At 73.0% G+C, this 17,217-nt stretch carries 16 protein-coding genes; 10 read left to right on the plus strand and 6 right to left on the minus strand.

Annotated elements, in window-relative coordinates; all coding sequences use genetic code 11:
• Positions 1-57: 57 nt before the first annotated feature.
• Together OTB19_RS25245 and OTB19_RS25250 are read right to left on the minus strand one after the other, a co-directional pair.
• Positions 58-936 (minus strand): alpha/beta fold hydrolase, encoded by an 879-nt coding sequence (locus OTB19_RS25245; RefSeq protein ID WP_267800690.1) that lies wholly within the window; start codon positions 934-936, stop codon positions 58-60.
• A 91-nt stretch (positions 937-1,027) separates the two neighbouring features.
• Positions 1,028-2,956 carry a DEAD/DEAH box helicase gene (locus tag OTB19_RS25250; protein WP_420716903.1) on the minus strand — a complete coding sequence of 643 codons (1,929 nt, stop codon included), beginning with the start codon at positions 2,954-2,956 and terminating at the stop codon, positions 1,028-1,030.
• Between the two features lie 450 nt (positions 2,957-3,406).
• Between OTB19_RS25250 and OTB19_RS25255 the strand changes: the two genes are divergently transcribed.
• The gene (locus tag OTB19_RS25255) at positions 3,407-4,165 is read left to right on the plus strand and encodes a ferritin-like fold-containing protein (RefSeq protein WP_267800691.1); all 759 of its coding nucleotides are present in this window, start codon (positions 3,407-3,409) and stop codon (positions 4,163-4,165) included.
• 128 nt (positions 4,166-4,293) lie between these two features.
• Here the strand turns inward: OTB19_RS25255 and OTB19_RS25260 are convergent, their stop codons facing one another.
• The 4 genes from OTB19_RS25260 to OTB19_RS25275 form a co-directional block, all read right to left on the minus strand.
• Entirely contained in the window at positions 4,294-4,596 is a 303-nt protein-coding gene (locus tag OTB19_RS25260) for a hypothetical protein (RefSeq protein ID WP_267800692.1), read from the minus strand.
• A gap of 139 nt (positions 4,597-4,735) precedes the next feature.
• On the minus strand, positions 4,736-4,963 hold the full coding sequence (locus OTB19_RS25265) for a DUF3107 domain-containing protein (protein ID WP_267800693.1): 228 nt from the start codon (positions 4,961-4,963) through the stop codon (positions 4,736-4,738).
• Between the two features lie 138 nt (positions 4,964-5,101).
• Positions 5,102-5,740 carry a TetR/AcrR family transcriptional regulator gene (locus OTB19_RS25270; RefSeq protein ID WP_053680443.1) on the minus strand — a complete coding sequence of 213 codons (639 nt, stop codon included), beginning with the start codon at positions 5,738-5,740 and terminating at the stop codon, positions 5,102-5,104.
• Positions 5,741-5,886: 146 nt separating this feature from the next.
• Positions 5,887-6,102, minus strand: a complete 216-nt coding sequence (locus OTB19_RS25275; protein WP_267800694.1) for a hypothetical protein — start codon at positions 6,100-6,102, stop codon at positions 5,887-5,889.
• 118 nt (positions 6,103-6,220) lie between these two features.
• Here OTB19_RS25275 and OTB19_RS25280 point away from each other — a divergent pair, with 118 nt between their 5' ends.
• The 9 genes from OTB19_RS25280 to OTB19_RS25315 all read left to right on the plus strand — a co-directional run bounded on the left by OTB19_RS25280 (position 6,221) and on the right by OTB19_RS25315 (position 17,154).
• On the plus strand, positions 6,221-7,210 hold the full coding sequence (locus tag OTB19_RS25280) for an alpha/beta fold hydrolase (protein ID WP_267800696.1): 990 nt from the start codon (positions 6,221-6,223) through the stop codon (positions 7,208-7,210).
• A gap of 5 nt (positions 7,211-7,215) precedes the next feature.
• Positions 7,216-8,652: a DUF3152 domain-containing protein gene (locus OTB19_RS25285; protein WP_267800697.1), complete on the plus strand. Its 1,437-nt coding sequence runs from the start codon at positions 7,216-7,218 to the stop codon at positions 8,650-8,652.
• Positions 8,653-8,698: 46 nt separating this feature from the next.
• Positions 8,699-8,794, plus strand: coding sequence for an Ms4533A family Cys-rich leader peptide (locus OTB19_RS43410; RefSeq protein WP_323178900.1), 96 nt, complete (start codon positions 8,699-8,701; stop codon positions 8,792-8,794).
• A 216-nt stretch (positions 8,795-9,010) separates the two neighbouring features.
• Positions 9,011-10,750 (plus strand): ABC transporter substrate-binding protein, encoded by a 1,740-nt coding sequence (locus tag OTB19_RS25290; protein ID WP_267800698.1) that lies wholly within the window; start codon positions 9,011-9,013, stop codon positions 10,748-10,750.
• On the plus strand, positions 10,747-11,739 hold the full coding sequence (locus tag OTB19_RS25295) for an ABC transporter permease (RefSeq protein ID WP_267800699.1): 993 nt from the start codon (positions 10,747-10,749) through the stop codon (positions 11,737-11,739). Before OTB19_RS25290 ends, OTB19_RS25295 begins: the two co-directional genes overlap by 4 nt.
• Positions 11,736-12,728, plus strand: a complete 993-nt coding sequence (locus tag OTB19_RS25300; RefSeq protein WP_267800700.1) for an ABC transporter permease — start codon at positions 11,736-11,738, stop codon at positions 12,726-12,728. Before OTB19_RS25295 ends, OTB19_RS25300 begins: the two co-directional genes overlap by 4 nt.
• On the plus strand, positions 12,725-14,371 hold the full coding sequence (locus tag OTB19_RS25305) for a dipeptide ABC transporter ATP-binding protein (RefSeq protein ID WP_267800701.1): 1,647 nt from the start codon (positions 12,725-12,727) through the stop codon (positions 14,369-14,371). Before OTB19_RS25300 ends, OTB19_RS25305 begins: the two co-directional genes overlap by 4 nt.
• Before the next feature lie 246 nt (positions 14,372-14,617).
• Positions 14,618-16,267: a DUF3492 domain-containing protein gene (locus tag OTB19_RS25310; RefSeq protein ID WP_267800725.1), complete on the plus strand. Its 1,650-nt coding sequence runs from the start codon at positions 14,618-14,620 to the stop codon at positions 16,265-16,267.
• Positions 16,264-17,154: a hypothetical protein gene (locus OTB19_RS25315; RefSeq protein WP_267800703.1), complete on the plus strand. Its 891-nt coding sequence runs from the start codon at positions 16,264-16,266 to the stop codon at positions 17,152-17,154. The genes OTB19_RS25310 and OTB19_RS25315 overlap by 4 nt, the downstream gene beginning before the upstream one ends.
• The last annotated feature ends 63 nt before the right edge of the window (positions 17,155-17,217 follow it).

Below are 17,217 nucleotides of genomic sequence, written 5' to 3' on the forward strand. Positions count from 1 at the left end.
CGAAGTGTAAGCGGCAAACATTCCCTACGCTAAAGAAATTTTTTCACTGGCTAACTATCAGGGCGTGTCCGCGCTCCAGAAGTCGGCCAGCGCATCGGCCGTGACCTGCGGATTCTCGGCGTTGGGGGAGTGTTCCGCGCCCTTCACGATCACCCGGGACGCACCCATCCGTTCCGCCATGGCGTCCATCAGCGGCACCGGCCACGCGTCGTCCACGACACCCGACAGCACCAGCATGCGCAGCGGCACCGCCGCCAGCTCGGCCACCCGGTCCGGCTCCGAGATCAGCACCCGACCGGCGGCGATCAGCTGCTCCGGCTCGGTCGCCACCCACCGCCGGCGCAGAAACTCCGTCAGCTCGGGGGAATCGGCCGGGGCGTCCACCGGATCCTGGGCCCGCATCGCCGCCCACACGACCGACATGCACTCCGCGGGAGTCACCCCCCGCAGCGACTCCAGAGCCGCCACCAGCAACTTCGTACGCTCCTGCTGGGCCGGCGAGATCGCCGCCGGACCGCTGCTCATCAAGGTCAGGGAGGCGAAGGGGGCGTGGTCGCGCAGCACGGCGGCCCGGGCGATCAGACCGCCCAGCGAATGACCCACCAGGTGGACCGCGTCCCCGTCGTCGCCGGACACGGCCGCCGCCTGGGCGAGCACGTCCCCGGCCAGTTCCTCCAGCGCGTACGCGGACTCCTCGCGCGGGCCGGGGCTTTCGTGCTGACCGCGCCCGTCGACCGCGACCACCCGGAAGCCGGCGCCGGCCAGCGGCTCCAGCAGCCCGATGAAGTCCTCCTTGCTCCCCGTGTACCCGGGAACCAGCAGGGCGGTGCCGCGCAGCGGCTCACCCGCCTCGTGCACGGCGAACGCGCCGCGCGCGGTCCTCAGGCGGTACGCACGGGCCGCGGGCGGAAGGGTGAGGCGCGGTGGCTTGCTCATGGGCCCGAGGTTACCGGCCCGTACGCCCGGACACGAGGACGGCCCCGACCCCCTCGAAGGGGGTCGGGGCCGTCCTCGTACGGCGGGTGGCTCAGGCCTCGGGGGTCTGCGCCACGGCCTTGCGGGTACGCGTGCGCTTCGGCTTGACCGGCGCCTCCTCGGCGTCGACCACGGTCGCCGAGGCCTCCGGGGCGACCGCGGTGGCCTTGCGGGCACGGGTGCGCTTCGGCTTCACCGGGGCCTCCTCGGCCTCGGTGGCGACCTCGGCGACCGGAGCGGGCTCCGCCACCTTGCGAGTGCGGGTCCGGCGCACCTTGACCGGGGCCTCCTCGACCGCGGTGGCCACGACCACCGGAGCCTCGACGGCGGCGGCCTGGGAGGCGATCGCCACGGCCTCGGCGACCGGGGCCGCCGCGACCTTGCGCGGCCGGGTACGGCGCGCCTTGACCGGGGGCTCCACGAGCGGAGCCATCTGGAAGTCGGGCTCCGGGGCCGGCGCCTCGACGACCGGGGCGGCCACCGCAGCGGACTCGACCACGGCGGCCGGGGCCGACGCACGGGTCCGACGACGGCGCGGCCTGCGCGACTCCTCGACGGCCGGCGCCTCGGGCGCCTCGGCGACCGGGGTCACGGCGACCGGGGTCACGGCGGTCACCGCGGCGGCCACGGACACGGCCTCGGCGGCCTGCTCGCTGCCACCGCGGGTCCGACGCCGCTGACGCGGGGTACGGGTCCGGGCGGGACGCTCCTCGGCCACCGGGGCGGCGGCGGCAGCGCCGCGACCGCCACGGCCACCGCGGCCGCCGGTCTCGCCCAGGTCTTCGAGGTTCTCGGCCTTCAGGCCGGCCCGCACGCGCTCGGCACGCGGCAGGGTGCCCTCGGTTCCGGCCGGGATGTTCATCTCCTCGAACAGGTGCGGAGACGTGGAGTACGTCTCGACCGGGTCGTGGAAGTCCAGCTCCAGCGCCTTGTTGATCAGCTGCCAGCGCGGGATGTCGTCCCAGTCGACCAGCGTGACGGCGATGCCCTTGTTGCCCGCGCGGCCGGTGCGGCCCACACGGTGCAGGAAGGTCTTCTCGTCCTCCGGCGCCTGGTAGTTGATGACGTGCGTCACACCCTCGACGTCGATGCCGCGCGCGGCGACGTCCGTGCACACCAGCACGTCGACCTTGCCGTTGCGGAACGCGCGCAGGGCCTGCTCGCGCGCACCCTGGCCCAGGTCGCCGTGGACGGCGCCGGACGCGAATCCGCGCTTCTCCAGCTGCTCGGCGATGTCGGCCGCCGTGCGCTTCGTACGGCAGAAGATCATGGCCAGGCCGCGGCCCTCGGCCTGCAGGATGCGGGAGACGAGCTCCGGCTTGTCCATGTTGTGCGCACGGAAGACGTGCTGCTTGATGTTGGCGACGGTCAAGCCCTCGCCCTCGGGGGAGGTGGCGCGGATGTGCGTCGGCTGCGTCATGTACCGGCGGGCCAGTCCGATGACCGCGCCCGGCATGGTCGCCGAGAACAGCATGGTCTGACGCTTCGGCGGCAGGTAGTTGATGATCCTCTCGACGTCGGGCAGGAAGCCGAGGTCGAGCATCTCGTCGGCCTCGTCGAGGACGAGGGCCTTGACGTGGGAGAGGTCGAGCTTCTTCTGTCCGGCCAGGTCCAGCAGGCGGCCCGGGGTGCCGACGATCACGTCGACGCCCTTCTTGAGCGCCTCGACCTGGGGCTCGTACGCGCGGCCGCCGTATATGGCGAGGACGCGCACGTTGCGGACCTTGCCCGCGGTCAAGAGGTCGTTGGTGACCTGGGTGCACAGCTCGCGAGTCGGAACCACCACGAGGGCCTGGGGGGCGTCGGTGAGCTGCGCGGGCGTCGCCCGGCCGGCCTCGACGTCCGCGGGGACGACGACCCGCTCCAGCAGCGGGAGGCCGAAACCGAGCGTCTTGCCGGTACCGGTCTTCGCCTGGCCGATGACGTCCGTGCCGGAAAGGGCGACGGGGAGGGTCATCTCCTGGATCGGGAAGGGGGACACGATGCCGACGGCCTCAAGGGCCTCGGCCGTCTCGGGGAGGATCCCGAGGTCTCGGAACGTAGTCAGGGTGCTGCCTCTTCTGTGAGACGCGGCGCGAGGCGGCGATGGGGGTCGTACCGTGCCGGGCTTGCAGTACTACGACGTACGTACAAAGCTGCGCGGGACCACTAGCCTTCGCTCAAGCGCTTCTGCCGCTGAGGGGGCCCCTCGTGCAGGCGGTACGCATGAACGCACACACCACACCGAGGGCGGTCGGGTTGGAGCCGATCGGGCCACCGACCGGGCATCCTCATTCGGACGGCCCGCCGAGATTCGGCAGGCGCATTACCACTGTACCCCGGATTCGCGCAGGTGTGTTGGGTGAATTCACCTGGTAGTCGCGTTTAAGCGGAGTGTCGATGGCCATAGGTCGTGCCTTGACCGGGCATTGAGCGGGCTATTGTGCGGAGCATGTCGACCGTAGAAAACGCATCTCCCGCCGACGACAGCACGCCCGTCGAGGCGCTCGGAATCGCCGCCCAGGACTGGACGACGGCCTCCGCCTCGCCGCAGTACCGGGCCGCCGTCGAGGACCTCCTCGGCGCGCTGGCGTACGGAGAGCTCGCCGCGTTCGAGCGCCTCGCCGAGGACGCGAAGCTCGCGCCCACCCTCGGCGACAAGGCCGAGCTGGCGAAGATGGCCTCCGCCGAGTTCCACCACTTCGAGCGGCTGCGCGACCGGCTCGCGGCGATCGACGTCGACCCCACCGCGGCGATGGAGCCCTTCGCGAAGGGCGTGGACGACTTCCACCGCCAGACCGCCCCCTCCGACTGGCTGGAAGGCCTGGTCAAGGCGTACGTCGGCGACTCCATCGCCAGTGACTTCTACCGCGAGGTCGCCACCCACCTCGACACCGACACCCGCGCCCTCGTCGTCGGCGTGCTCGACGACACGGGCCACGGCGGCTTCGCCGTCGAGAAGGTGCGCGCGGCGATCGAGGCCGACCCCCGCTGCGGCGGCCGGCTCGCCCTGTGGGCCCGTCGCCTGATGGGCGAGGCGCTCTCGCAGGCCCAGCGCGTGGTCGCGGAACGCGACGCGCTCTCCACGATGCTGGTCGGCGGCGTCGACGGGATGGCGGCCGGATTCGACCTGGCGGCCGTGGGCGAGATGTTCACCCGGATCACCAAGGCGCACACCAGGCGGATGGCGGCCCTCGGCCTCGCGGCCTGACCCCCCGCGGCCTGAGCCCCTCGCGGGCATCGAGCCCCACGCGGTCATGGGGCGGCCCCGGCACGGAAGGATTCCGTGCCGGGGCCACTTCGTGTCAGGGGTCGGGCGGGGGCGGTGGACGGTCCCGTTCAGCCCCGGGAGGGGAGCGAAAACGGAGGGCGTCGGTGCGTCCGGCCGGAGCCCGAGGCGGGGCGCAGCAGGAGCGAGAGCACGACCGCCGACACCAGGATCCCGCCGATCAGCGTCGCCACCAGGGTGTTGTGACCCGGCCCGAGCGACATGTGCGTGAGGTAGGCGCCGAACAGCGCTCCCACGACACCGCTCACCAGGACCACCCTCGGGGACGGCAGCCGCTTCGCGAATCTGCGCACGGCGGCCCCGGACAGGGCGAGGCCCAACAGAGCGGAGCCGAGCGCTTCCATCAGCAGCATGAGGTCCCTTTCCGTACGTCGGGGCGTATTCGGGTTGCAGTACTGCGCTCCTACCCGAAGCGGAACAAAGAGAAACGACCCGGCGGAATCAACCGCCGGGTCGTTTTCCTCCTTTGAGGGAGGCTCAGTTCTCCGTGCCTCAGAGCGCTCCGAAGCCGACCTTGCGCGCACTCGGCTCACCCAGGTCCACGTACGCCAGGCGGTCGGACGGCACCAGGACCTTGCGGCCCTTGATGTCGGTGAGGCTCAGCAGCGGCGCAGTACCGGTCAGGGCGGCGGCCACGACGCCCTCCAGCTCCTCCGCGCTCAGGTCGCTCTCCAGCACGATCTCCCGGGGTGCGTGCTGCACGCCGATCTTGACCTCCACGGCTTTGTCCCTCCGACGATCCGGTTCGCGCGATCAGCCGCGCCGTACCCGGTCCACATTAGCCCGGAGAGGGGACGCGATCGGCCCGAGGCGGACACGCTGGCAGCGAACAGCCGCCGGCCGCCCCGGAGGCGCGGGTCAGCCCTCCGTGCCGTGGAGCGGGAAGCCCGCGATACCGCGCCAGGCGAGCGAGGTCAGCAGGCCGACCGCAGTGTCCCGGGCCACCGGGCTCTCGCTCGACAGCCAGTACCGGGCCACGACCTGCGAGACGCCGCCCAGGCCCACGGCCAGCAGCATCGACTCGTCCTTGGACAGGCCGGTGTCCTCCGCGATGACCTCCGAGATGGCCTCCGCGCACTGGAGCGACACCCGGTCGACGCGCTCGCGCACGGCGGGCTCGTTCGTCAGGTCCGACTCGAAGACCAGGCGGAAGGCGCCGCCCTCGTCCTGGACGTACGCGAAGTAGGCGTCCATCGTCGCGGCCACGCGCAGCTTGTTGTCCGTGGTCGAGGCGAGCGCCGTGCGGACCGCGGACAACAGGGACTCGCAGTGCTGGTCCAACAGCGCGAGGTAAAGGTCGAGCTTCCCGGGGAAGTGCTGGTAGAGCACCGGCTTGCTGACCCCGGCGCGCTCCGCGATGTCGTCCATCGCCGCGGCGTGGTAACCCTGCGCGACGAAAACCTCCTGGGCCGCGCCCAGGAGCTGGTTGCGCCGGGCTCGGCGCGGCAGTCGCGTGCCCCGGGGACGCGCTGCCTCCGTCTGCTCGATGGCTGTCACGCCGCCTCCCACTTTCTCTAAGAACACAGTGCGCTCTGCGCCGCGCCGCCATCGTACTTTTCGGTAACCGGATCTGGTGGGTTCAAGCCGAGTTTTCTCGCGGTACGGACCACCCTGACCCGCTGGTCAGCGCCTTTCCGCGGCGGTCAGCGGTAGTCGTCCTCGTCGAGGGGGACCACGCGGGCCTGCTCGGCGGCGTCCCCGTCGGTCGCCTCGTCGAGGTCGGCCCCCGTGATCGGGTCGTCTTCGAGGGGCTGGAGTTCGATGTGCTGCTCCGCGGCATCCGCCTCGGGCGTCTCCGGGTCGAGGTCCTCCCGGAGCCGCTCCCGGAAGGTGTCCGGTTCGGCTGGGTCGACAGTCATCGCGCTCCCCTCGCCTTCGCTCGTACTACGAGCCTAGGAGGATCGCGACCGCGACGCCAGGTGGTCCTGTGACCGCCGGCACAAGGGGGCGAGCGTGATCGTCTCGTAACATTGCCCCATGTCTTCGACCGAGCTGCCGGGTGTGCGGTCCACCGTCGAGGCGTCCTCCCAGGTGGGAGGCGTCCGGGTGGCCGAGGGAGAGCGTCTGCGCACGGAACGGTTCCCCGGCCTGGAGCTGAACGTGCGATTCCGGCCCTCCTCGAAGGAGGGGCTGCCGCCCGCGCTGTTCGTGCACGGGCTCGGCGGATCCTCGCAGAACTGGTCGGCGCTGATGGAGCGTCTGGCCGACGAGGTCGACGGCGAGGCCGTCGACCTGCCCGGCTTCGGCTGGTCCCCGCCACCCGCCGACCGCGACTACTCGATCAACGGCTTCGCCCGCGCCGTCGTCCGACACCTCGACGCGGCCGGCCGCGGACCGGTGCACCTGTTCGGCAACTCGCTCGGCGGAGCCGTCTCCACCCGGGTCGCGGCCGCCCGCCCCGACCTGGTGCGCAGCCTGACGCTCGTCTCGCCCGCGCTGCCCGAACTGCGCGTGCAGCGCTCGGCGGTGCCGACCGCCCTGCTGGCCATGCCGGGCATGGCGCCCCTGCTGCTGCGCCTCACCAGGGGGTTGACCGCCGAACAGCGCACCCGGGGGGTGACGGGCCTCTGTTACGGCGACCCCTCACGGGTGACACCGGAGGGTTTCGAGGCGGCCGTCGAGGAGATGGCGCGCCGCATGGCGCTCCCGTACTTCTGGGAGGCGATGACCCGTTCGTCGCGCGGGATCGTCGACGCGTACACCCTCGGCGGGCAGCACGGGTTGTGGCGACAGGCCCAACGCGTGCTCGCGCCCACGCTGTTGGTCTACGGTGGCCGGGACCAGTTGGTCTCGTACCGAATGGCGCGCAAGGCGGCCGCGGCCTTCCGGGGTTCGCGGCTGGTGTGTCTGCCGGAGGCGGGTCACGTGGCGATGATGGAGTATCCCGAGGTGGTCGCGGCCGCTTTCCGGGAGTTGTTGCGAGACGCACAAGAACCGACACACGGCGAAGAAGATGGTAGAGGCTGAGGCGCGTGGGACGACATAGTCGCAAGGACTCCGCCCCGGAGCGGCCCGGGCCGCCCGCGGAGCCCACGCCCTTCGAGGCGTTCGATCCGCCCGGGGTCTTCGGGGACTCCGGGCCCTTCGAGGACCCGGCGCTCCTCGACGAGCCGGGGGTCTTCGGGCAGTACGAGGCGCCCGCGCCCCGCCGTACACCGCCGCCGTACGTCCCGCGGGCCGGTGCCGGTCCGGCCGGTCGGGCACCCGAACCCACCGTCGCGCACCAGGGGTTCGCGTCCCCCGCCCCGCAGGCGCGGCCCGCCGGGCATCCCGAGCAGCGCGAGTCCGGTGGCGCGTGGGGCGCGAGCGCCTTCACCGCCACCGGCTCGGTGTTCGCGGACCGGCCCGGCGTCCCGCGGGCCCGGGCGGCCGCCCCGCCGGCCCGGGACACCGACACCCCGGCCTTCGGCACTCCCGCCGTCGGCTTCCCGAAGATCACCCTGGCGCCGGCCGCCGCGCCGCCGGCCGCCGATCCCGGCGAGGCCCGCGTCGCCACCGGCGCACAGGGCCTGATCCCCGGGCCCCGGACGCCCGAGGCCTCCCCCGGCGCGGGCGGCGACGCCCCCGGGAAGCCGGCCACCGGTCGCGCCAGGAAGGTCCGCGCCTACACCGGGGTGGCCGCGGCGGCCGTCACGGCCGTGCTGGCCGTCGTGGTGGCCACGCAGGTGATCGCCGAGGGCGAGGCGGAGCGGAAGACGAAGGCGGGCCCCGAGGACAGCCAGGGTCGCGCTGTGCCGGGGCAGTCGCCGGCCTCCCGCTCGGACGACCGCCTCAAGCCCGACGCGCCGGCGCCGGCGCCGGTGGAGCTGACGTACGACCAGAAGATGGCGCTGCAACTTCCCATCGACGCGAAGCTGGCCGGCCCGGGCGCCTTCGACACCGTGCCGGGCGTGGCCAAGGCGCCGGGCAAGGGCAGGCTCGTGCGCTACCGGGTGGACGTGGAGCAGAAGCTGGGGCTGGACGCCCAGCTCTTCGCGGAGGCGGTGCACCGCACCCTCAACGACCCGCGGAGCTGGGGCCACAACGGCGCGATGACCTTCGAGCGGGTGCCGGGCGGCGAGTCGGACTTCGTGATCACCCTGGCCAGTCCGGGCACCACCGGCGTGTGGTGCGCGAAGTCGGGTCTGGACACCACGGTCGACAACGTGTCCTGCGACTCCGCCTCCACCGAGCGCGTCATGATCAACGCCTTCCGCTGGGCGCAGGGCTCGCCCACCTACGGCGCGAACCAGATGTTCGCGTACCGGCAGATGCTCATCAACCACGAGGTCGGGCACCGGCTCGGTCACGGGCACGCGAACTGCCGGACGCCCGGCGAGCTCGCGCCGATCATGCAGCAGCAGACCAAGTCGCTCGACATCGACAACATCCAGTGCAAGCCCAACCCGTGGGTCTTTCCCGGGAGTTGATTTCCGGCGTTGACAAGCTGTCCGATGGTCGGTAATTGTTCTCCGCATGTCGCACCGCCACACCACCGCCGCGAGCGCCGCCATAGAGCTGGCGCTCCTCGGTGTGGCCGCGCACAGCGTGGCCGACATCTTCTGTCGCTGACGCCTGCCTGAGCGCGCGACGCCCTTCACCGTTCTTCGCCGCGCCCGGGTGCATCCGCCCGCAGGCGCGGCCCCTTTTTCGACATGACCCCGGTACGGCGCGATCACTCGCGCCGGGACCTCCCGCTGTCGGGACGTCCACCGGTGTGATCTCGGCGGCTGCCCCTCGCGTGGCATTCCTCCCCGATTCGCATCACGCCGAGAGGTCCCTTCTCCCATGCTCCGTCAGTCCCACACATCGCGCCGCGTGGCCGCGGTCGCCGTCAGCCTCGTACTGGCCGGGGGCGCCGCCGCCTGCGGGCCCAAGGACGCGGCGGACCGGGCCGGCTCCGGCGACAAGGCCGGCGCCACCGGCGGCGCCCCCGCCAAGGGCGGCACCCTCACCGTCCTCAACGCCGACCCCCAGAGCGACTTCGACCCGGCGCGGCTCTACACCTCCGGCGGCGGAAACGTTCCTTCGCTGGTGTTCCGGACCCTCACCACCCGCAACCGCGAGGACGGCGCGGCCGGCGCCAAGGTCGTGCCCGACCTGGCCACCGACCTCGGCAAGCCGAACGCGGACGCCACCGAGTGGACGTACACCCTCAAGGACGGGCTGAAGTACGAGGACGGCACCCCGATCACCACCGCCGACATCAAGTACGGCATCGAGCGGTCCTTCGCCGCCGAGCTGTCCGGCGGCGCCCCCTACCTGCGGGACTGGCTGGTCGGCGGCGAGGCGTACCAGGGCCCCTACAAGGACGGCGGCAAGGGCCTCGACTCCATCGTCGTGCCCGACGCGAAGACGATCACCTTCAAGCTGCGCAAGCCCGAGGGGGAGTTCCCCTTCCTCGCCACCCAGACCCAGTTCGCGCCGGTTCCCAAGGCCAAGGACACCGGGGCCGCGTACGAGCAGCACCCGGTCTCCTCCGGCCCGTACAAGGTCGTCAAGAACGACAACGACGGCGAACACCTCGTCCTGGACCGCAACCCGCACTGGGACGAGAAGACCGACGAGGAGCGCAAGGCCTACCCGGACAAGATCGACGTCCGCTCCGGCCTCGACGCCGCCGTCATCAACCAGCGCCTGACCACCAGCTCCGGCGCCGACGCCGCCGCCGTCACCACCGACACCAACCTCGGGCCCGCCGAACTCGCCCAGATCGGCGACAACAAGGAGCTCGCCGCCCGGGTCGGCACCGGCCACTTCGGCTACATCAACTACCTGGCCTTCAACCCCAAGGTGGCCCCCTTCGACAACCCGAAGGTCCGCCAGGCCATCTCGTACGCGATCAACCGCACCAGCGTGATCAACGCGGCGGGCGGCTCCGCGCTCGCCGAACCGGCGACCACCTTCCTCCCCGAGCAGCAGGCCTTCGGCTTCACCAAGTACGACCACTTCCCCGCGGGCAAGACCGGCGACCCGGCCAAGGCCAGGGAACTGCTGAAGGAAGCCGGCTTCCCCGACGGCGTCGACGTCACGCTGACCCACTCCACCCAGCAGAACCGGCAGACCAGCCCCGAGGTCGCCACCGCCGTACAGCAGGCGCTCGCCGCCGCCGGGATCCGGGTCAAGCTGGAGGGCCTGGAGAACAACGCCTTCAACGAGAAGCGCTGGGACGCCAAGAACACCCCCGGCTTCTTCATCTCCCGCTGGGGCGCCGACTGGCCCTCCGGCGCACCCTTCCTCGCGCCGATCTTCGACGGCCGACAGATCGTCACCAACGGCTCCAACTACAACCACGCGCAGCTCGACGACCCCGCCGTGAACACCGAGATCGACGAGATCGCCAAGCTGACCGACCTGGAGGCCGCCGGCAAGCGCTGGGGCGCCCTCGACCGGAAGATCGGCGAGCAGGCCCTGGACGTGCCCCTCTTCCACCCCGTCTACAAGCGGCTCGTCGGCAAGGACGTCAAGAACGTCGTCATCAGCGACTGGACCGGCGTCCTCGACATCTCGCAGGTATCGGTCAAGTGACGCTCCTCGCCGACCGGTCGGCGCCCGCGCCCGGGGCACTCGCCCCGGGCGCGGGCGCCGCGCGGCAGGTCTGGCGGCGACTGCGCACACGGCCCTCCGCCGTCGCGTCCGCCGCCGTCCTGACCCTCCTCGTCCTGCTCGCCCTCGCCGCACCCCTGCTCGCCCAGCTCGCCGGCCAGGACCCCAACGCCTACCACGACGACCTCGTCGACTCGGCGCGCGGCGGTGTCCCCCTCGGTTCCCTCGGCGGGATCTCCGCCGACCACTGGCTCGGGGTCGAACCCGGCACCGGCCGGGACCTGTTCACCCGGCTCCTGCACGGAGCCCGGATCTCGCTCCTCGTCGCCCTCGGGGCCACCGCCGTCCAGGTCACCGTCGGCATCGCGGCCGGACTGACCGCCGCCCTCGGCAACCGCGCCGTCGCCACCCTGATCGGCCGGACCACCGACGTCATGATCGCCCTGCCCATGCTGGTGCTCGGCGTCGCGCTGACCGCCGTGGTCCCGCCGGACTTCCCCCGGCCCCTGCTGCTGATCCTCGTCATCGGACTGCTCGGCTGGGGCGGCACCGCCCGCATGGTGCGCGCCCAGACCCTGGCCCTGCGCGAGCTGGACTTCGTCGCCGCCGCCCGACTGTCCGGCAACGGCACCCTGCGGATCGCCCGCCGCGAACTGCTGCCCTCGCTGGCCGCGCCCGTGATCACCCTCGCCGCGATCAACGTGCCGACCAACATGGTGGTCGAGGCCTCGCTGTCCTTCCTCGGCGTCGGCGTGAAGCCGCCCACCCCGTCCTGGGGGCAGATGCTCTCCGGCGCCCAGACCTGGTTCCGCGCCGACCCGACGTACGTCCTGCTGCCCGCCGGGATGCTGTTCGTCACCGTGCTCGCCTTCACCGTCCTCGGTGACGCCGTCCGCACGGCCCTCGACCCCCGAGAGGCCTCACGGCTGCGGGTCGGCACCCGCGCCGGCCGAAAGGAGCGGAAGGCATGACCCGCTTCGTCCTCCAACGGACCGGCGGCGCACTCCTCGTGCTGCTCACCCTGTCCATCGCCGTCTACCTCCTCTTCTACGTCGCACCCGGCGACCCCGCCCGCCTCGCCTGCGGGGAGCGCTGCGACCCGACGCAGATCGCCCAGGTCCGCTCACAGCTCGGGCTCGACGACTCGGTGATCGAGCAGTACCTGCACTTCCTCCAGGGCCTCGTGGCCGGCCGGGACTACTCCGCCGGCGCCGGACTGACCCTGCACTGCGACGCGCCCTGCCTCGGATTCTCGTACCAGAACGACCGGCAGGTCACCGAACTGCTGCTGGACCGGCTCCCCGCCACCGTGTCGCTGGCGCTCGGCGCGCTCGTGATCTGGCTCGTCATCGGCGTCGGCACCGGCCTGCTGTCCGCCCTGCGGCGCGGCGGGATCACCGAGCGGGTGCTGACCGTCCTCACCCTCGCCGGCACCGGGACGCCCGTCTTCATCCTCGGACTGCTGGTGCTCATGGTCGTCTGCGCCTACCTGCGCTGGCTGCCGTTCCCCACCTACGTGCCCTTCGACGAGGACCCCGAACAGTGGGCCTGGAACCTGCTGCTGCCCTGGGTCACCCTCGGCTTCTTCGAGAGCGCCAAGTACGCCAGGGTGACGCGCAGCGCCACCCTGGAAACACTCGCCGAGGACCACATCCGCACCTTCCGCGCCTACGGCGTGGGCGAACGCCGGATCGTCACCCGCCACGCCCTGCGCGGCGCGGTCGCCCCGGTGATCGCGCTGAGCGCCGTGGACTTCGGGACGATGATCGGCGGCGCGGTGCTGACCGAGTCGCTGTTCGGCATCCCCGGACTCGGCAAGACCCTGATCGACGGGGTCCGGGTGGTGGACCTGCCCGTGGTCGTGGGCGTCACCCTGGCCATCGGCACCGCCGTCGTGGTCGCGGGCGCCGTCGCCGACCTGCTGTACGCCGTCGCGGACCGAAGGGTGGCCCTGACATGAGCGAACCACTGGTGGAGGTACGCGACCTCGTGGTCGACTTCCCGGTCGGCGCGCCGGGGGAGTGGCTCCGGGCCGTGGACGGGGTCTCGCTGACCCTGGACGCGGGCGGCGCCCTGGGCATCGTCGGCGAGTCCGGCAGCGGCAAGTCCACCGTGGCCGCCGCCCTGTTGGGCCTGCACCACGGGACCGGGACCCGAGTGACCGGCACCGTCCGGGTCGCCGGCACCGACCTGGCCGGCGCCGGCGCGCCGCAGCTGCGCGCCCTGCGCGGGGGCACGGCCGCCATGGTCTTCCAGGACCCGCTGAGCTCCCTCGACCCGTACTACGCCATCGGCGACCAGATCGCCGAGGTGTACCGGGTCCACGCCGACGTCTCCCGTCGGACGGCCCGGGCCCGCGCCGTGGAGGTGCTGGACCGCGTCGGCATCCCCGACGCCGTGCGCCGCTCCCGCGCCCGACCGCACGAGTTCAGCGGCGGCATGCGCCAGCGCGCCCTCATCGCCATGGCCCTGGCCTGCGAACCGAGGCTGCTGATCGCCGACGAACCCACCACCGCCCTCGACGTCACCGTCCAGGCGCAGATCCTCGACCTGCTCCACGGACTGCGCGAGGAACGGGGCCTGGGCCTGCTGCTCGTCACCCACGACGTGGGCGTGGCCGCCGAGAACGTCGACGAACTGCTCGTCATGCGCGACGGCCGGGCCGTGGAACGCGGGCCCGTCGGTCGGGTACTGGCCGAGCCCGCCGACCCGTACACCCGCGACCTCCTCGACGCCGTCCCCCGCCTCGACGCACCGCGCCCGTCGCGGCTGCGGCCCGCACCCGACGAGCCGGCCCCCGTCGTCGAGGCCTTCGCCCTGCGCAGGGAGTTCGGCCGGGGCAAGCACGCCGTCACCGCCGTCGACGGCGTCTCGCTGGTCGTGCGCGCCGGCGAGACGCTCGGCATCGTCGGGGAGAGCGGCAGCGGCAAGAGCACCCTGGGCCGGATGCTCGTCGGGCTCCTGGAACCGAGCACGGGCGAGGTACGGCACACCGGCGACGCGACCGCGACCGGCGCGGCCGCGCGCGACGGCATCCCGCACGGCGTCCAGATGGTCTTCCAGGACCCGGTGTCCTCGCTCAACCCGCGCCGCGCGATCGGCGAGTCCATCGCGGACCCGCTGCGCGCGGCCGGCGAGCGCGACGAGTCCGCGATCCGGGCCCGGGTCGCGGAACTGCTGGAACGCGTCGGGCTGGAGGCCGCCCACCACGACCGCTACCCGCACGAGTTCAGCGGCGGCCAACGCCAGCGCGTCGGCATCGCCCGCGCCCTGGCCCCCCGGCCCCGCCTGATCGTCTGCGACGAACCCGTCTCCGCCCTCGACGTCACCACCCAGGCGCAGGTCACCGCCCTGCTGGCGGAACTCCAACGGGAACTCGGCATCGCGCTCGTCTTCATCGCCCACGACCTGGCGGTGGTCCGGCAGGTGAGCGACCGGGTGGCGGTGATGCGGGCCGGGCGGATCGTCGAGGAGGGCCCGGTCGACGAGGTCTACGACCGGCCGCGCGACCCGTACACCCGCCGGCTGCTCGCGGCCGTCCCGGCCCTGGACCCGGAGCGGGCCGGCGACCGCCGCTCCTCGCGACAGGAGGCCTACGCCTGAGCCGTCTCTTCCGGATCGTGCCGGGGCCGCGGCGCCCGTGCCCCGCGGCCTGCGGCAAAAGGGCCGCAGGCCCTTTCTAGCGTGCTCGAACGCGAACCGTACGGGAAAGTTACGACTCTTCACCCCTTCCGGTGGCGCGACGGACAACCGTCCGTCGCGCCATCCGCATATCCGCTTGAGTTTCTTCCGCAGCGGGTCCCCGGACCGACGGAGGCCGCTCGCGACGGGAGAACGGGGGTGCCACTCGTGCGGATCGGACTGCTCACGGAAGGTGGTTATCCGTATGCGACGGGAGAGGCCAGGCTGTGGTGCGACCGGCTCGTGCGCGGGCTGCCGCAGCACGAGTTCGAGCTGTACGCGCTGAGTCGCAGCGCCGAGCAGGAGGAGCGCGGCAAGGTGCCCCTCCCGCGCCAGGTCACACGGGTGCGGACCGCCCCGCTGTGGGCCCCCGGCGACGACGGGCGGACACACTCCCGGCGTGAGCGGCGACGGTTCGCCGACTGCTTCAAGGACCTGGTCCGCGGCATCTGCGCCGGCGAGGCCGAACCCTTCGCCGCCGGCCTGTACGGACTGGCCGAACTGGCCCGGGAACAGGGCGGGATGTACGCCGCCCTGCGGTCCGAGACCGCGGTGCGGGCGGTGGAGTCCGCCTGCCGGGCGCCGGGCGCGAGCCGCACCGTGCGGAGCGCCCAGGTACGGGACCTGCTGGAGTTCGTGGACGAACTGGAGCGCGCGCTGCGGCCGTTGTCCCTCGACTGGTACGAGGACCTCGGACAGGTCGACGTCTGCCACGCGACGGCGGGCGGCGTGGCGGCGATCCCCGGACTGCTGGCCAAACGCTTCTTCGGAGTGCCGCTCCTGGTCACCGAGTACGGGGTCCAGCTCCGGGCGCACTACCTCGACCACTCCGAGGAGGAACGCCCCGCCGTACGGGCCCTCCTGGCCGCCTTCCACACCCGGCTCGCCGCCGAGATCTACGCCCGGGCCGACCTCCTGACCCCCGGCAACGCCCACGCCCGCCGCTGGCAGGAACGCTGCGGGGCCGTCCGGGAACGGATGCGCACCGTCTACCCCGGGATGGAGGCGGACCGATTCGCCACCGTCGGGGAGGACCCCGGGTGCGGGGACCCGGACACGCTGGTGTGGGTCGGCCGGATAGAGCCCGCCAAGGACCTGATCGCCCTCCTGCACGCCTTCGCGGAGGTGCGCAAGGCCGCGCCGGGGACCCGGCTGCGGATCTTCGCCACCGCCGTGGCCCCGGACTACCTCGCCGACTGCCGCTCGCTCGCGGCGCAGCTCTTCCCCGACGAGGCGGCCGACGCCCACGCGGTCGGCGAGAACCCCGTCACCTTCGAGGAGATCGGCGGACCCGACGCCCCCTCCTCCGCCGAGGCGTACGGCACCGGCCGGGTCGTCGTGCTGTCCTCGGTCATCGAGGGCTTCCCCATCACCCTCGCCGAGGCGATGTTCTGCGGCCGGGCCACCGTCTCCACCGACGTCGGCGCCGTTTGCGAGGTCATCGGCGGAACCGGCCTCGTCGTACCGCCCCGCAACCCGCGCGCGCTCGCCGACGCCTGCCTGTCGCTGCTGCGGGACCCCGAGCGGGCCCAACGGCTCGGCTCCGCCGCCCGGGCCCGCGCCCTGGAGCTGTTCACCGTCGAACAGAACGTCGAGGCCTTCCGGGAGAGCTACCTGCGGCTCCTCGCCCGGGGCTCCGCCCGGCCCGACGGGGAGGTCCCCTTCTCCCGACCGCCCGAGGCGCGCGTCCCCGGGCACTGGACCACACCCACCTGGGCGTCGGTACCCGAGCCGGCCGCAGGGGCCGCGGCCGGCCCCGGGCCCGCCCTGCCGAACGCGGGGTCGGCTCCCGCTCCGAACACGGAGGCAGCGGTATGACCGGCACCAGCGTCGAGCACGTCACCCCGGTCGCGCCGCGGCGCAGACCCGCCGGCGACCCGGTGAAGGCACTCCTGCACCGGCACCGCGCCCTGTGCGAACGCGCCGTCGACCCGCTGGAGATCGCCGCCGGGCTGGAGGCCCACGGCATCACCGACCGCACCGCCGCCCGCTTCCGCCACCGGGACGTCTTCTCGCTCGCCGAGGAACTGTACGCGCGGACCCCCCGCGGGGACGCCCCGCCCACCCCGCCCGACGCCGTCGCCGGCTCCCCGGTCGTACTGCGCGGCTTCGGATACTCCTTGCTCCCCGGGGCCCTGGCGCTCGGCACGACCGCCGCCGGGATCCCCTGGGCCGGACCGCTCTCCGCGGTGGCCGCCGTCGCCGTGCTGGTGTGGCCCGGGCGGACCGTCGGGGGGCGGTTCCCCGGCCTGATCCACCTGCTCGCGGCAGCCGCCGTCGGCTGGGCCGTCCACCGGCACGGCCCGGCCCTCGGCGTCGCCCTCGCGGTCGCCGCCGCCCCCGGGTACCTGATCGGGGCCGGCTTCGCCGCACGGGCCCGACGCAGGCTCGCCGGGAGCCGGGCCCTGGAGGACTTCGCCGACGGGATCCGGCCCCTGCTGGCCGCGGCCGTCACCGCCTTCGTCGCGGCCGCCACGGGGGCGGCCGCGCTCGCCGGCACACCCCTCGCGGCGGCCCTGCCGCTCGCGGTGCTGCTCTTCCTCACCCGGCTGCTGCTCGGGCACGGCGCACACCGCGTGCCCGTGGCGGGGGCCCTCGCCCTCGCCCTCGTCCCGATCCCGGCGGTGCAGTGCGCCGCCGCGGCGGGACTCCTCGTCCACGCCTTCCGCGCGCTGACCCGTGCCTCCGCACACGCGCGTCCCTGAGCCCTTCGGAGCCGACGCCGAAGCGTTGTACCCCCATGTCGACCCCACCACCCAAGGAGAAAC

It is taken from the genome of Streptomyces sp. H27-H5 (assembly GCF_026627505.1).
GTDB lineage: Bacteria > Actinomycetota > Actinomycetes > Streptomycetales > Streptomycetaceae > Streptomyces.

What these genes read in the sequence shown, in the direction of transcription:
- OTB19_RS25245 (WP_267800690.1), bottom strand. Translation starts at nt 936, where the DNA reads ATGAGCAAGCCACCGCGCCTCACCCTTCCGCCCGCGGCCCGTGCGTAC.
- OTB19_RS25255 (WP_267800691.1), top strand. Translation starts at nt 3,407, where the DNA reads ATGTCGACCGTAGAAAACGCATCTCCCGCCGACGACAGCACGCCCGTC.
- OTB19_RS25260 (WP_267800692.1), bottom strand. Translation starts at nt 4,596, where the DNA reads ATGCTGCTGATGGAAGCGCTCGGCTCCGCTCTGTTGGGCCTCGCCCTG.
- OTB19_RS25275 (WP_267800694.1), bottom strand. Translation starts at nt 6,102, where the DNA reads ATGACTGTCGACCCAGCCGAACCGGACACCTTCCGGGAGCGGCTCCGG.
- OTB19_RS25280 (WP_267800696.1), top strand. Translation starts at nt 6,221, where the DNA reads ATGTCTTCGACCGAGCTGCCGGGTGTGCGGTCCACCGTCGAGGCGTCC.
- OTB19_RS43410 (WP_323178900.1), top strand. Translation starts at nt 8,699, where the DNA reads ATGTCGCACCGCCACACCACCGCCGCGAGCGCCGCCATAGAGCTGGCG.
- OTB19_RS25290 (WP_267800698.1), top strand. Translation starts at nt 9,011, where the DNA reads ATGCTCCGTCAGTCCCACACATCGCGCCGCGTGGCCGCGGTCGCCGTC.
- OTB19_RS25300 (WP_267800700.1), top strand. Translation starts at nt 11,736, where the DNA reads ATGACCCGCTTCGTCCTCCAACGGACCGGCGGCGCACTCCTCGTGCTG.
- OTB19_RS25305 (WP_267800701.1), top strand. Translation starts at nt 12,725, where the DNA reads ATGAGCGAACCACTGGTGGAGGTACGCGACCTCGTGGTCGACTTCCCG.
- OTB19_RS25315 (WP_267800703.1), top strand. Translation starts at nt 16,264, where the DNA reads ATGACCGGCACCAGCGTCGAGCACGTCACCCCGGTCGCGCCGCGGCGC.